This is a genomic window from Flavobacterium sp. RSSB_23, from assembly GCF_051547145.1.
In the GTDB taxonomy this organism is placed as follows: domain Bacteria; phylum Bacteroidota; class Bacteroidia; order Flavobacteriales; family Flavobacteriaceae; genus Flavobacterium.
The window spans coordinates 12,442-28,854 of record NZ_JBPTTO010000014.1; the positions used below are offsets into that span (position 1 = coordinate 12,442).

A 16,413-nucleotide genomic window follows, 5' to 3' on the forward strand; every position below is an offset into this window, starting at 1 on the left:
GTAAATAATTAAAATTGAACACTATACTAGTTTTGATAAAACATCGTTTTATAATAAAAGTAAAAAAATGAAAGCAATTTATTTAATTTTCCTACTAAATTATTTTTTCGCTACTACTACAAATCCAGCTTTTACATCAAATACAAAACCCTTTTCCCTACAACTTTCGGAAGCTGCGCTAGCAATTATAAATCCAAATGTAAAATATGACCCCACTTATTGCTCTATAAAATATCCAAATGGGGATGTTCCTAAAAACAAAGGCGTTTTTGTACCGATGTAGTAATAAGAGCCTATAGAAAACTCAATATTGATTTACAAAAAGAAGTACACGAGGATATGAAGGCAAATTTTTCAAAATATCCCAATCTCAAAAAATGGGGAATGAAGAAAACCGACACCAACATTGACCACAGAAGAGTTCCAAATTTGGAAGTTTTCTTTGAAAGAAAAGGCAAAAAACTATTAGTGTCAGATAACGCTCAGGATTACAAAACTGGAGATATTGTCACTTGGATAATTAACGGAAAACTTCCTCACATAGGAATTGTAACTCATAAGAAAACAAGTGATGGTTTACGTCCTTTGATTGTTCATAATGTAGGATACGGACAAGTCCTAGAAGATTGCTTATTCAAATACAAGATAGTAGGACACTTTCAATACCAGAAATAAAAAAAGGTGCCAAAAACTGACACCTTATTAATATTTCATGTATTCGACTCTACAACATTAAATTTTTAACTTCATCAAAATTCAAACCGCCGTAATTTCCAGAGCTCATTAGCAATAGTGCAGAATTCTCTAAATTTTGATTAAATAAAAAAGTCTTGAATTCGGCTGGATTAGTATAAATGATTAAGTCTTCTCTATTGAAAGCTTTGGCAATTTGCTCATACGTCACTTCCTCGAGTTGTTTAATTTTTACGGCATCTGGAGAATAGAATACCACGGCAACATCAGCATATTCAAGTGCTCCTTCATATTCTTTCAAGAATTCGGCATTCAAACTACTGTAAGTGTGTAATTCCAAACAAGCTACCAAAGTACGTTCAGGATATTGTTCTTTTACGGCTTTTGTAGTTGCAGCCACTTTACTTGGCGAATGCGCAAAATCTTTGTAAGCCACTTTCCCTTTACCTTCGGCAATTTTTTCCAATCGTTTTGAAGCTCCTTTAAAGCTAGCAATCGCTTCATAAAAATCCGCTTCATCTACACCCATATTTTGACAAATCCATTTGGCTCCAGCGAGATTGTTCAAATTATGTGCTCCAAAAACTTCAATTGGCATAGGACCTTCTGGTGTTTCTAAAAGTGTGACTCCATCTTTTACTTCGTAGTTTGGAGTAGTGTACGCCATTTTACGAATCGGATTTGTAGCTGCTTCGGCTACTCTTTTCACTTCTGAATCTTCAGCATTATAAACTAAAATACCGCCATTGGTGATTTTGTCAATAAAAATCTCGAATTGATTCACGTAATTTTCATAGGTCGGAAAAACATTGATATGGTCCCAAGCAATCCCAGAAATCAAAGCAATGTTCGGTTGGTACAAATGAAATTTTGGTCTTCTATCAATTGGTGAAGACAAATACTCATCCCCTTCCAAAACCATAAAATCATTTTCTTCTGTAAGATGCACCATAGTATCAAAGCCTTCCAATTGGGCGCCTACCATATAATCAACTTCTATGTTATGATAGTGCATCACGTGCAAAATCATAGAGGTAATAGTAGTTTTTCCGTGTGAACCTCCTATTACGACACGGGTTTTATTTTTGGATTGCTCGTATAAAAACTCAGGATAAGAATAAATTTTCAAACCTAATTCTTGAGCTTTTAATAATTCTGGATTATCGGCTTTTGCGTGCATTCCTAGAATTACCGCTTCAATATCAGCAGTGATTTTTTCGGGAAACCAACCCAACTCAGCAGGCAAAATTCCCTTTTTCTCCAAGCGAGATTTTGAAGGTTCGAAAATAGCATCGTCGCTACCTGTTACTTGATATCCTTTGTTGTGAAGAGCCAAGGCCAAATTGTGCATTGCACTTCCGCCAATAGCTATAAAATGAGTTTTCATAGTAAATTCTAGATTTATAGGTTCCAAATTCCAAATGAAATTTGATTAATTTTTTTCAAATTGCACTTTCAGTTCTTGCGCTTTCTTGGGGTTGTTTAATTTTTTCAAATATAATTGATATAATTTTTGAAAAGTAATTTTTGAATTGCCAATTTCGTGCGCTTTTTTGTATTGAATTTCAGCAGCCGAATAGCGGTCGAAATACTCCTCAATATGCCCACGTGACAAATAACCGTCAACAGGAGAAATTTTCAATAACTCATTAGAATACTGTATTGCTTTCGACTGACTACCACCAACTATTCCGGGCAATTGTAAATTAAGTTCAATAAGTGCCCATCTCGCATCAATGTGTTTAGGCTCGAGGGTTATGGCTTTTTCAAAAGAAGAACGAATGTCACCAATCATTCCCAAAGCCTTGAATTTATTCACCTCTTTGGCTTTCATACCCATAACTCCACCACATTTGTAATGATAATCGGCTTCATTGGGTTTTACTTTTTTCAACTTATTGTAGTAACCTAGCGCTTTATCCCATTGTTTTTGTTTTCCTGCGATATCGCCAAGATATTCTATCGCTTTCAAATCATTTGGATTTGTTTTCAAAACTGATTCAAACAAAGATGCTGCTTGTGTATACTTTCCGGCTTCAAATAACTTTTCGGCTGTTTCGAAATTAGATTGTGAAACCATAAAAAGAGGAAATAGAATAAAAAACAGTACTGATTTTTTCATTCTTCAAAAATAAGAAAATGCAGTAAGTTTCGTTTCACTTTAAATAAAAAATAGTAATTTGTACGAAATACTTTTAGTAATCTCCCAACCTTTTCAATCAAAAAACACTCTCTATATAAAAACACACTCATGAAAAACATATGTTATCTACTTTTATTTCTCTCAAGTACACTATTTGCACAAGATTATGATAAAAACTGGCAAAAAGTAATTCAATTTGAGAATCAAGGAAAATTGAAATCTGCAAATGCTATTGTCAACAAAATACATAAAAAAGCAATTTCTGAGAAAAACGAAGTACAAATCATTAAATGCTTTTTTTACGAATCCAAATATTTACAAGTAGTAGACGAAAATGCTCAAACAAAAATTATTCTCAATTTAAAAAAAGAAATCAATCAAGCTTCTACACCATCTAAAGCTATTTTGAATTGGATTTATGCTAAATGCTTAAAGACATACAAAAATCAAAATGGTTATTTGATTTACAATAGAACTAATACGGTTAGTCTAGATGATGATTTTCTTACTTGGACCAGTAAAGACTTCGAAAAAGAAATTGCTTCTTCAATAACAAAAACTTTAGCAGACGAAACTATTTTAAAAAAAATAACTTTAAAAAAGTATGAAGAACTATTTGATTTTGGGACATCAAAAGAACTCAATAATGAAACTCTCTTTGAATACCTACTAAATGAGAACATTGAATTTTACAAAAATGAAATTGGCAATTGGGTAAATCCAGATAATAAACTTACTCAGTTTGAAAAACAACTACTAGGAAAATCAGCTGATTTTGTTCTACTGAATTTTGAAACTCTAAAAGATGAAAAGTTAAAAAAATTATTGCATTTATTTCAAAAACAAGAACTTAACAACCCAAACATCAAAAACCAATTGGATAGGTTGCAATTTTGCAATACTACTTTATTAGATTCAAATGAGCTCTATTTGAAATCATTGAATGAGTTACAAAAGGAAACCAAGGATATTATTTTGATTCAAAAAATTCAATTAGAAAAAGCAATTGAACTTAACAAACATGCATCTAAAGAAATACATTCAAATTATAAGATACAAGCCATTTCAGTACTTGATAGCATTATAAAAGTTAACAACCGTTCTAATGCTTATAAATTAGCTTTACAAAAAAAACAAGAAATCAGTGAAAAATCACTAACTGTTCAACTCCAAAAATACAACTACAATGATGAAAACAGGAGAGCCTATATTAATTACAAAAATTTAAATCGCCTTTCGGTCTCTTTTTATAAAATTGACCAAAAAACGTTGCGAAATTATAAAGATCTTCCATACGGCAATGAGAGTTTAATCGCTGAGATAAAAGAAAAGAAGCCAATTATAAGTCAAAACTATGAATTAGAAAACAAGAATAATTACTTTGAATACACAACAGAAATTCTTTTACCCCAATTAAAAATAGGGCAATACTTAGTTTGCTTTGAAAGCGATGGATATAACGAGAATGGTAAGGCCAGCGCTTATGAAACAATTACTATCTCAAATATTGCTGTTCTAGCCTCTCAAAGAAACAACGCAGAATACTATCAAGTTTTAGATAGAAAAACGGGAATGCCATTGGAAGAGGTTACCATAAAATTGCTAAATCAAACCCTAAAAACAGATAAAAAAGGAATAGCTTTTTATACCAAAGAAAAAAACAATTACGATCATGAGTCGATAACATTCTCAACCAATAACGATACCCTTTTCATTCAAAAAAGATATATGTATAACAGTTATGACTACCAACAAATCGAAGATAAAAAACCTATCGGAAAAGTTGAATTTTACTTAGACAGAGCTATTTATCGTCCTGGTCAAACGGTATATTATAAAGGGATAGCATTCCAAAAAAGCAAAAATGAATCCCAAGTTGTACCCAACACGACATTTCATATACTTCTAAAAGATGCTAATTACAACACTTTCAAAGAGTTTGATGCTACTACTAATGAATTTGGTTCTTTTTTTGGAGAATTTGAACTACCAAAAACAGGACTAACAGGAAATTTTAGTATTGCTGCAGATGAACCAACTACTTATGAGAAAGATTTACTTTATATTAAAACAACTGAAGAGCACCCGTTTTGGGATAAGGTTGATTTTATAAATTCAACTCTTTCATTTACAGTAGAAGAATATAAACGTCCAAAATTCGAAGTCACTTTTGAACCTTTAAAGCAAGTATATCAAGTTAATCAAAATATAACTGTGACAGGAAAAGCAAAAGCTGTTGCTGGAAGTGCCATTTCAGACGCAAAAGTGCAATACGAAGTTACAAATAAACTCTACATTACAGGAAATGATTACTATTACAATCCAAATGGTAAATCCGAAAAAGTTATAATGGGCGAGACAAAAACTGATGCTTCGGGAAATTTCAAAATTAATTTTATTGCGAAACCTTATGGGGATTTTGCAAAAAAAAGATTAGATATAAATGAGTATCATATTTCAGCTACTGTGACTGACATTAATGGCGAAACACATAAGAGCAATACAACCGTTAGGGTTGGTTATCACTCACTAATGCTTTCAGCTACTGTCCCTCATCGTATTGAAACCAAAGACAAGAACGAAATTAAGTTAAACAGCACCAATCTTAACTTGGAATTTCAAGCTACCAAAGGAGAAGTTAAGCTCTATTTTATAAGTCCATTTTCTAAAAAACTCAAAGATAGAGTGTTCCAACAACCTGAAATCACTACTATTTCGGATGTAGATTTTGAAAAATTATTTCCTTATGAAGCAAATGAAAAACCAATAACAAAACCTACGGAAATAGTAGTCTTCTCCAAAAAAATTGACACTGAAAAAGATAAAAATTTGGTTTTAGATTTCATTTCAAATTATAAATCAGGAAATTACAAAGTAGTATTTTCAGCCATAGACAAATTTAATAATCCAATAGAAACGAGTGCAACTTTTCAAATCGTTCAAAGTAAAGACAAATTTGATCCTAGTAAATTATTCACTGCAAAGCAAATCAATGCAGACCCGAAAAGAGATGGCTTTGTTGAAGTAAGACTATCCTCGATTATTCCAGAACTTTTAATTAACACGACAGGGAATTATCAAAGCTATCTTTATTTTGAAGACACTTTTCATTTAGAAAATAATGAAACTATAATAAAGATTCCGCTAAAAAAGGAATTTGAAAAAGGAGTCACTTTAGGCTTTGAAAGTATTTTCGAAAACCAAACTTTTAGCGAACAATTAGAAATTAAGTTAGCAGAAATAAAACCAACATTAGATTTTTCTGTAGAAAGCTTTAGAAACAAAATTCAACCTGGAAGTAACGAAAATTGGTCTTTTCAATTAAAATCTACAAATACTAGCAAAGAATCCGAAATTTTAGCGGCTATGTACGATAGTTCGCTAGACCAATTCACAAAAAAAGATTGGTCAAGTTTAAATTTTAAAGATTACTATTATAATGCTATAAATCGTAAAACATTTTTAGGATTTGATACAACCTACAGTAGCCTCCAAAATCTAAATCCTTTTTTCAATCGCATTCAACTAGATGAAGAATCTACACATTTAATGTGGTTTGGGTTTGACTTTAATGATTCTTACACACCACAACAAATAGATTTATATCGAAAACAACTAAACAAAAAAAGTAAAAAACCGCTGAATGCTATACTAATTTCAGGAATTGTAACAGATGGAAAATTTCCTTTACCAGGAGTAAATATTTTCATTAAAGGCATAGAAAGAGGTACACAAACGGATTTTGATGGGTACTACCAAATTGAAGCTAGCATTGGGGAAGAACTTACTTTCTCTTATTTGGGATTCGAGACCAAAAAAACAACTATCAACAGTAAAGTTGTCAATATACAATTAGATTTATCCAGTGGAACTTTAAAAGAAGTTGTAGTCACCGGCTACGGAGTACAAAAAAGCAAAGCGGCTACAGGTGCAGTAGCAATAGTTGTTGAAGAGGACAACACAGTTTACAATACTGCTGGAATAGAAGAAAGATTACAGGGAAAAGTATCAGGAATTCTAATTAGAGGAGCTGCTTCTTTAACAGGAAATCAAATTACTCCACTAATTATCATCGATGGTGAAAATACTTCTGAAGAAACGTTTAAAAATTTAAATCCATCAGACATTATTTCCATAGATGTTTTAAAAAATGAAAAAGCTACGGCACTATACGGAAGCCAAGGCAAAAATGGAGTTATCGTCGTAATAACAAAAAAATCTCTTGAAGCCTTAACACAAGTAAAAGCTAGAAAAAATCTATCAGAGACCGCATTCTTTTTCCCCAATCTAAGAACAGACGACAAAGGCAAAGTGAGTGTCAATTTTACTTCCCCAGAAGCTTTGACCGCTTGGAAACTTCGTTTATTGGCGCACAACAAAGAAGCCGTTTCAGGATATTTAGAAAAAAGTGTGATTACCCAAAAAGAACTGATGGTTATACCTAATTTTCCTCGCTTCTTTAGAGAAAAAGATTCGATTGTCATTACTGCGAAAGTGAGCAATATGACTAATGAAACCAAAAATGGTATAGCCCTTTTACAGCTTTTTGATGCCACTACGATGCAACCTATTGATGCGAAAACAGCAAACACAAAAACGGTTAAAAGTTTCAAGATTGCTGCTTTTGGGAACAGCCTTGTGAGTTGGAAAATCTATATTCCTGAAGGGATGCAAGGTGTTCAATATAAAATCTTGGCCAAAGCAGGTAATTTCTCAGATGGAGAAGAAAATATCCTCCCTGTTTTGAGCAATTCAATGCTGGTAACCGAAAGCATCCCTATTTGGGTAAGAGAAAATTCAAAAAAAGAATACAGTTTTGAAAACCTAAAAAACAATACTTCGACTACTTTACGAAACCATCAATTTGTTTTAGAATATACCTCAAACCCTACTTGGCTAGCCATGCAATCCTTGCCGTATTTGATGGAATATGAACACGAATGTGCCGAACAAACTTTTGCACGTTTTTATTCTAATGCTTTGGCTTCAGCAATCATTTCTAGTAATCCCAAAATTGCGACTCTTTTTGAAACTTGGAGAAAAAACGGAAAGTTAAATTCAAAACTTGAAGAAAACGAAGAACTCAAATCGATGATTTTGGCCGAAACACCTTGGTTGAATGATGCTCAAAACGAAGAAGAAAAAAAGAAGCATCTCGCCTTGCTTTTCGATTTAGAAAAAATGAAGACCTCGCAAGAAACGACATTCAATAAACTAAAACAAAAACAGACCTCTTCAGGAGGATTTGCTTGGTTTGACGGTGGCAATGAAAGCGAATACATTACCCGACATATTTTGGCTGGCTTAGGACATTTATCGAAATTGACTAAAGAAAAGAGCAAGCCAGATAGAATCAACCAAATTGCTACAACTGGCATTCCTTTCTTGGATAGAAAATTTTTAGAACAACACAAAATTAGAACTCAAGATTTAAAAACAACCGATAAATTGATATGGCTTAATCCATATTCTGATTTGCATTATCTCTATACCCGCAGTTTTTATTTAAAAGATTATCCCCTTTCAGATACTTTAACAAAAACCACAAAAAGGTATCTTGAAACCGCCAAAACAGATTGGTTGGGTTACTCATTATACGAAAAAGGAGTAGCCGCCTTGGCTTTACACCGATTTGGAGAAAAAGAATCCGCTAAAAAAATTCTAGAAAATCTAAAAGAAACCGCTTCAAATAATGAAGATTGGGGAATGTATTGGATTGCTAACAAAGCAGGCTGGCATTGGTACCAAGCTCCTATAGAAACTCAGGCGCTATTGATTGAAGCCTTCACAGAAGTTTTAGACGATACAAAATCGGTGGATGCTATGAAAGTTTGGTTACTGAAAAATAAACAAACCAAAAACTGGCCCACAACAAAATCCACAACCGAAGCCATTTACGCCTTATTACTACAAGGAAACGATTGGTTAAGTGTTAAAGACAATACAATCTTAAAAATTGGAGAGGAAAAAATCCTTACCAAAAAATTATCCGAAAACGAAAAAGAAGCTGAAACTGGATATATCAAACTCAATTGGAAAGCCGATGAAATCAAGAAAGAAATGGCCAACATTACTATACAAAACAAATCAAAAGTTCCTGGATTTGGAGGTGTGTATTGGCAATACTTTGAGGATTTAGATAAAATTAAAACCAATTCAGGAACGGTTTTATCTATAGCTAAAGAATTGTATTTGAAGAAAAATAGTCTTTCAGGAGATGAATTACAAAAAGTTACGACTAAAAATAGTTTGAAAATCGGCGATTTAGTAACCATCAGATTAATCATATCTTCAAAAGAAGATATGGAATTTGTGCATTTAAAAGATATGCGCGCTGCTTGTTTTGAACCTGTAAATGTACTTTCGGAATACCAATACAAAGGCGGACTAGGTTATTATATGAGTACAAAAGACGCTGCTACCCACTTCTTTTTCGACTATATTAACAAAGGTACTTATGTCTTAGAATACGATATTCGAGTAAATAATCAAGGTGACTTCTCTAACGGAATCACCACTATTGAAAGTATGTATGCCCCAGAATTCAACAATCACACGAAAGGGATTCGAATAAACACTAAAGAATAACTAAACTACTTCATAACAGAAAGGTCTCAAAATGAGACCTTTTTTTATACACAAATAATACTAAAATCACATTCCCCTAACACTACTACCCTATTTTCGTAAAAACTTTATATGAAATCGATAATAACCAAAAGTTTGCCTAAGCAAACACCAAAGAGAAACAAATCGACCCGAGTGAAGCGAATTGGCGAAGCATACCATATGTGTCCATTAAAAATATAATCCACACATATGAAAAGTAAACGAAAAATTCCTCTAGTCGTAATTAGTGATGTGCATTTGGGCACGTATGGTTGCCAAGCCAAAGAATTACTACAATACCTCAAATCCATTCAACCGCAAATCTTAATTCTCAATGGTGACATTATCGATATGTGGAATTTCAGCAAAAGTTACTTTCCTGTGGCGCATATGAATGTTTTGAGACAAATCATAAAACTCTCCAATTTAGGCACAAGAGTCATTTACATCACCGGAAATCATGATGAAGCCCTTCGTAAATATTCAGATTTTGTTTTAGGAAATTTTGAGTTGGTCGACAAATTGATTTTAGAAATAGACGGTAAAAAAACGTGGTTCTTTCACGGCGATGTGTTTGATTCTTCCACCAGAGGCTATGCCAAAATCCTTGCTAAATTGGGTGGCAAAGGCTATGATTTACTGATTTTAATCAACAGTTGTATCAATTGGTTTCGCGAATTGTTCGGCAAAGAAAAAAGAAGCTACTCCAAAACCATCAAAGACAGTGTAAAAAAAGCAGTCGCTTTTATCAGCAATTTCGAAACCACTGCGGCCGAAATCGCCATAGAAAAAGGCTACAGTTACGTGGTTTGCGGGCATATCCATAAACCTCAAATGAAAACCATCGAAAACGAACACGGACAAGTCACTTATCTCAATAGTGGTGATTGGGTCGAGAATCTAACCGCTTTGGAATACAAAAAAGGAAAATGGAGCATCTACCAATACCTTAAAGAACATTACAAAGATGCCGACACTTCCGAAGAAAAAACAAAGAACGACATCGTGGTCAAAATCTTATCCTAATCCGTAAAATGAAAATATTCTACGCCATTCAAGCCACAGGAAACGGACACATTAGCAGAGCCATTCAACTCTACCCTTATCTGCAAAAGTATGGCGAAGTTGACTTTCTCTTAAGCGGCACTTATGCTTCCTTAAATCCAAGCATTCCGATTAAATACAGAAGCAACGGATTGAGCCTTCACTACAGTCAATGCGGCGGACTAGATTATTGGAATATTGCCAAAAAAGTAAAGCCTAACCAAATCTACAAAGACGCTCGCTCGCTACCATTAGACCAATACGATGTCATCATCAATGATTTTGATTCCATCACTTCATTGGCTTGTAAATTACAAAAAAAACATTCGGTATCTTTTGGTCATCAAGCCAGTTTCACCTCAAAACTAACCCCTCGACCCGAAAGAAAAGATGTAATCGGTGAATTAATTTTCAGACATTATGCGCCCGCTCCTCAAAATATTGGATTGCATTTTGAACGCTACGATGATTTCATTTTACCTCCCATCATCAAAGACGAAATCTTACACGCCGACCCAAAAAATGGCGGACACATTACCGTTTATCTTCCTTCTTTTCAAAAAGAGTGTCTAGAAAAAGCCTTCAATAAACTACCCAACGAGCACTTTCATTGGTTTTTGAGCGATGTCAAAACAAAGCATAGAGTCAAAAACATCACTTATTATCCTGTAGACCAAGCGCTGTTCAACAAAAGTGTAATCAAATGCCAAGGTATCATCACTGGTGGCGGATTTGAAACGCCTTCTGAGGCATTGTACCTTCGCAAAAAAATCCTTTCCATTCCCATTCGAAAACATTACGAGCAAGAATGTAACGCCGCCGCCCTGAAAAAAATGGGCATTCCCGTTATTTACGAAGTCGGTCAAGATTTCGATTTGATTATAGAAAATTGGCTCACCTTGCCTATGAATTACCCCAAAATCGAGGCCAATGTCATTCCACACACTTTAGACTTCTTGTTTGACACCTATCCCCAAAAACAAAACCGCCTCGAAACTAATCAAGACGGTCTTATCTATTAAAGTTTTTAGGAGCAGAAAAAATAGGCACTCTGGTTGTCATCGTCCCGCTATCCGCTACAATCTCTAGACTCGTTTGGTCACGAGTCTAGAGGATTTTCACTGCTATCGGGGCTAGAGAGCCACAACATTCTTTCTTGCCTTCAATTTTATTTTGAACTATTTAACGATAGTCATTTCATCAATAATATTTTGAGCTCCAGCATATTTGTCAATAATCCAAAGCACAAAACGAATATCTAAGTTGATGGTTCTTTGCAATTTTTTATCAAAAATAACATCACCTGCCATTGCTTCAATGTTACCATCAAAAGCAACACCAATCAATTCTCCTTTTCCGTTCAATACTGGAGAACCTGAATTTCCACCTGTAATATCGGTATCAGTTAGGAAGTTTACTGGCATGTACCCTGCTTTGTCAGCATACTGACCAAAATCTTTGGCTTTGTTCAACTCTAATAAACGAGCAGGCAAATCAAACTCAGCATCACCCGCTTTGTATTTGTTTACCATTCCTGTCATAGTGGTGTAATTATTAATTTTGGCGTCGTTACGTTTGTCAGCTGGCAAAGCACGAACTTTCCCGTAAGTCAAACGCAAAGTAGAATTCGCATCTGGATACTGAATCGTATTCAATTTTGATTCTCTCAAACCTTCAACCAATTTGCGGAAAGCGATAGCAAAATCATCATCAGCTTTGGCTTGTTCTGGAGATTTCGCTCTGATTTTGGTCATCAAATCATTAGAAATAACATACAAAGGGTCGTTAGTAATAGTTTCAACTTTAGGCTCTTTCAAAAACGCAAGCACAGCATCTTTTGAAGTAAAAATACTAGAAGTTACCGCCTTGTGTACATCATTGGTAAAATCACCATTATTCGCCGCTTTCATTTCAGCCACTTTTGGTGCCAAACCATATTCAGCCGCTTTTGCAGCATACAAATTCAATTGTGCTGTTAATACTTCTTTTTCAAGAGGTGCGTACAAACTTCCGTAAGCACCATCAATTGCTGAAGTTAATCTTGGCAACATTTCGGCTCTCTTTGCTTCGTTTTCTTTAGCATAAGCGATTAAACCATTTCCTAAACTAGCAGGCAAAGTTCCGTAAGTCGCGGTACGCAATAATTGTGTCAAATAGTTATCGTGACGCGCTTTTAAATTGGTTTGAGCGTAATAACTATTGATAGTTGTAATTACATCACCATATTTGGCTTTATTTTCAGCTTTGTTAGCCCAAGCGTTAAATTTAGCTTCTTCTTTTGTTTTGGTTTGAGCCGTTTTAGCTTTAGTCAAAGCATCAATCATTCCTTGACGGTTTTTCCAATAATTGGCAGTCGAAGCATATTTAGAAGCATATTGTAAATTTACGGTAGCATCTTTAGTCATAAACTTTTTCATATTGTCCATTCCTGTTTTGGCACCTTCTACCCAAGCAGGATAAGCATACTTCACGTTTTGCTCAATTCCATTAGCTGGCATCCATCTGTTGGTACGACCAGGATACCCTAATATCATTGCATAATCATTCTCTTGCACACCTTTTAAGCTTATTGGCAAATAATGTTTTGGTTGCAATGGCACATTCTCAGGAGAATATTCTGCTGGATTTCCGTCTTTGTCTGCATACACTCTAAACATAGAAAAATCGGCAGTGTGACGTGGCCATTCCCAGTTGTCTGTGTCTCCACCAAATTTTCCTAAACTCTCTGTTGGAGTTCCTACCAAACGAACGTCTTTGTAATCTTGGTACACAAAATAGTAGTACTCATTTCCTTGAAAAAACGGACGAACAGAAACAGTATATTTTCCGCCTTCATTGTTCTCTTTTTCAATCAAAGCAATCTCTTGTTGAATCGCTTTGTTGCGCTCAGCTTCTGTCATTTTATCATTTACTTTAGACAAAATACGTTTAGAAACATCATCCATACGCACAAAGAAACGAACGAACAACGACTTTGGTTTTAGTTCTTGACTTTTGTCTTTTGCCCAAAAACCATTTTTCAAATAGTTATTTTGTTCTGATGACAATTCTGCAATCGCGTCATAACCACAGTGGTGATTGGTTAAAACTAGACCTTGTTTTGAAACAATTTCGGCAGTACATCCGCCATTGAATTGTACAATCGCATCTTTCAAACTGTGGTGGTTGATACTGTAAATTTCTTCGGCTGTCAATTGCAAGCCCATTTTTTCCATATCTCTATGGTTTAATCTTTCGATAAACATCAAGAACCACATTCCTTCGTCTGCTTTTACAGGAAAAGCCATCAGGCATAAGGTCAAGAATAAGACAATCTTTTTCATATAGGTAAATATTTATTTTAGCATTGCGAATATAAGTCATTTTCGCATTTTAAACGACTATTCGTATTCAAAATCACATTTTACATTCTCTTTCTTAACTTAATTTTATGAATTTTATAAAACAAAAAAAGGTGCTCTTTTTCAAGAACACCTTTTATATTTGATTGAAAAGAAATTATTCGTTCAACATTTTCCATAATTTATCTTTCAATTCGGTCAAACCTTGTTGGGCAACCGATGAAATGAACATATAGGGAACGTCTTTGAACTTAACATCTAATTCGGCTTTTAGTTCTGCTTTTAATTCGTCGTCGAGCATATCAATTTTTGAAATGACCAACAAACGTTCTTTGTCTAACATTTCTGGATTGTATTTGGTCAATTCGTTAACCAAAATATCGTATTCCGCTTTGATGTCTGGCGTATCAACTGGAACCAAGAACAACAGCGTAGAATTTCTTTCGATGTGACGTAAGAAATAATGTCCTAAGCCTTTCCCTTCGGCTGCACCTTCAATAATTCCTGGAATATCAGCAATTACAAACGACTGATAATCACGATACGCTACAATTCCTAAATTAGGTTTCAAAGTCGTAAATGGATAATCAGCAATTTTGGGTTTTGCAGAAGTCAACACCGATAGCAAAGTCGATTTTCCAGCATTTGGGAAACCTACTAAACCAACATCAGCCAAAACTTTCAGCTCTAGAATCACATCCATTTCAACTCCAGGCAAACCAGGTTGTGCATACCTTGGCGTTTGGTTGGTCGAACTACGGAAATGCCAGTTACCTAATCCACCTTTTCCACCGCGGCATAAAACTTGTTTTTCTCCGTCTTCTGTGATTTCAAATAATGTTTCGCCTGTTTCTTTGTCTTTTACAACAGTTCCTAACGGCACCTCGATGAATTTATCTTCTCCATCAGCACCCGTACTTCTATCGCCACCACCATCTCCTCCGTGACCCGCTTTGATGTGACGGGCAAATTTTAGATGAAACAAAGTCCAAAGCCCTTTGTTACCTACTAGATAAATGTGTCCTCCTCGACCTCCATCTCCACCATCTGGTCCACCGTATTGTATAAATTTCTCTCTGTGCAAATGCGTAGACCCTTTTCCACCTTTACCAGATGAAACAAATATTTTTACATAATCTACAAAATTTCCTTCTGTCATTTTTTTTAGTATTCAGTAGTCAGTTATTAGTAATCAGTCGATTACCGATTACTTTAATGACCACTTATTTATATTCTAGCACTCCGTCTTTAATTTTTTCCACATCAACTAAAAACTAAAACGGGATACTGTTCATTATTGTTGTAAGGCTTTCACCATTACCTTGTCTATCTTAACTCCATCCATATCAATGACTTCTAGCTCAAACTTTTGCCAAATCAATTTTTCTCCTTGTTTTGGAATACGAGACAATTCGGTCATTATCAAACCACTCACTGTGGTCACTTCATAATCATTAATTAGTTCATCTAACTCAAAAAAGGTTAAGAAATCGTGTAATGAATAATGTCCATCGACCAACCAAGAACCATCTTCTCTTTCTATTAGTTGAAAATCATCTTTGTAAAACTCGGCGGCATCACCTACCAAAGCTTCTAAAATATCATTTAAGGTAATCACTCCCTGAAAATCGCCATACTCATCGGATACAAAAGCGTAATGAATACCTGTTTTTTTGAAATTCTCTAAAGCAGTGTAAGCGGTAGTTTGTTCCATAATAAAAGGCGCTTCGGTCATAATATCCGCCAAATTGAAATTATCATTTTCAAAATTAGAGAATATGTTTTTTAAGTTAACCACACCTACTATGTCGTCAAAATTCTCACCATAAACTGGGTAAATGGAATGCAATTCTTTCAACATTAACTGCCTTACTTGTTCTTTGTTGGCATTAAATGGCAAGAAAACTACAGACTTACGGTGCGTCATTAAAGAATTGACTTTTCGGTCACCAATGTGGAAAACGCGCTCCACTATATCTTGTTCTATTTCTTGTACTTCTCCTCCTTCAGTACCTTCTTTAATAATGGCTTTGATTTCTTCCTCCGTTACTTTGCCATCTGCTGTAGGTTTGATTTGCAAAAGGTCTAAAATAGCATCTGTAGAAGATGTAAGCAACCATATAAAAGGAGCCGTGATTATCGAAATAAATTTCATTGGCATCGCTACAGTCTTTGCAATAGACTCTGGGTGGTTGAGACCAATTCGTTTGGGCAACAACTCCCCTAATACTAAAGAGAAAAAAGTAAGAACGACCACCACAATTCCTACTGCAATGGAGTGGGCATAGGGTTGAAAAACTTGATAGCTTTGTATAAAAAGCTCAACGTCTTTGGTGATTTTATCTCCAGAATAAATACCTGTCAAAATACCAATTAAGGTGATTCCTATTTGTACGGTTGACAAAAACTTATTAGGAGAGTTGGCTAAATCTAATGCAGTTTTTGCACTTTTATTTCCTTTTTTTGCTGCTGTTTCTAATCTATTTTTCCTTGCTGAAATCAATGCGATTTCTGACATAGAGAAAACGCCATTTAAGAGTATTAGAAAAAAGATAATCAGTATTTCCAATTTTATGTTTGTTA

8 protein-coding genes and 1 pseudogene are annotated in these 16,413 nt (G+C 34.6%); 4 read left to right on the plus strand and 5 right to left on the minus strand.

Annotation, left to right across the window (positions count from 1 at the left end; translation table 11 throughout):
• Nucleotides 1-67: 67 nt before the first annotated feature.
• Nucleotides 68-675: pseudogene (locus tag ACSVH9_RS14965) on the plus strand (DUF1287 domain-containing protein).
• 49 nt (nucleotides 676-724) lie between these two features.
• On the opposite strand, the gene ACSVH9_RS14970 reads toward ACSVH9_RS14965, so the two are convergent.
• Nucleotides 725-2,080, minus strand: a complete 1,356-nt coding sequence (locus ACSVH9_RS14970; RefSeq protein WP_438064411.1) for a UDP-N-acetylmuramate--L-alanine ligase — start codon at nucleotides 2,078-2,080, stop codon at nucleotides 725-727.
• A gap of 45 nt (nucleotides 2,081-2,125) precedes the next feature.
• The gene (locus tag ACSVH9_RS14975; RefSeq protein ID WP_438064412.1) at nucleotides 2,126-2,815 is read right to left on the minus strand and encodes a tetratricopeptide repeat protein; all 690 of its coding nucleotides are present in this window, start codon (nucleotides 2,813-2,815) and stop codon (nucleotides 2,126-2,128) included.
• A 129-nt stretch (nucleotides 2,816-2,944) separates the two neighbouring features.
• Between ACSVH9_RS14975 and ACSVH9_RS14980 the strand changes: the two genes are divergently transcribed.
• The 3 genes from ACSVH9_RS14980 to ACSVH9_RS14990 all read left to right on the plus strand — a co-directional run bounded on the left by ACSVH9_RS14980 (nucleotide 2,945) and on the right by ACSVH9_RS14990 (nucleotide 11,511).
• Complete coding sequence (locus ACSVH9_RS14980) at nucleotides 2,945-9,424, plus strand: alpha-2-macroglobulin family protein (protein WP_438064413.1); 6,480 nt, start codon at nucleotides 2,945-2,947, stop codon at nucleotides 9,422-9,424.
• A 231-nt stretch (nucleotides 9,425-9,655) separates the two neighbouring features.
• Entirely contained in the window at nucleotides 9,656-10,471 is an 816-nt protein-coding gene (locus ACSVH9_RS14985; protein ID WP_438064414.1) for a UDP-2,3-diacylglucosamine diphosphatase, read from the plus strand.
• Between the two features lie 8 nt (nucleotides 10,472-10,479).
• Entirely contained in the window at nucleotides 10,480-11,511 is a 1,032-nt protein-coding gene (locus ACSVH9_RS14990; RefSeq protein ID WP_438064415.1) for a glycosyltransferase family protein, read from the plus strand.
• Between the two features lie 156 nt (nucleotides 11,512-11,667).
• Here the strand turns inward: ACSVH9_RS14990 and ACSVH9_RS14995 are convergent, their stop codons facing one another.
• The 3 genes from ACSVH9_RS14995 to ACSVH9_RS15005 all read right to left on the minus strand — a co-directional run bounded on the left by ACSVH9_RS14995 (nucleotide 11,668) and on the right by ACSVH9_RS15005 (nucleotide 16,348).
• The gene (locus ACSVH9_RS14995) at nucleotides 11,668-13,812 is read right to left on the minus strand and encodes a S46 family peptidase (protein ID WP_438064416.1); all 2,145 of its coding nucleotides are present in this window, start codon (nucleotides 13,810-13,812) and stop codon (nucleotides 11,668-11,670) included.
• Between the two features lie 175 nt (nucleotides 13,813-13,987).
• Nucleotides 13,988-14,989: a GTPase ObgE gene (gene obgE, locus ACSVH9_RS15000; protein ID WP_298294614.1), complete on the minus strand. Its 1,002-nt coding sequence runs from the start codon at nucleotides 14,987-14,989 to the stop codon at nucleotides 13,988-13,990.
• Between the two features lie 135 nt (nucleotides 14,990-15,124).
• On the minus strand, nucleotides 15,125-16,348 hold the full coding sequence (locus ACSVH9_RS15005; protein WP_438064417.1) for a hemolysin family protein: 1,224 nt from the start codon (nucleotides 16,346-16,348) through the stop codon (nucleotides 15,125-15,127).
• Nucleotides 16,349-16,413: the final 65 nt, after the last annotated feature.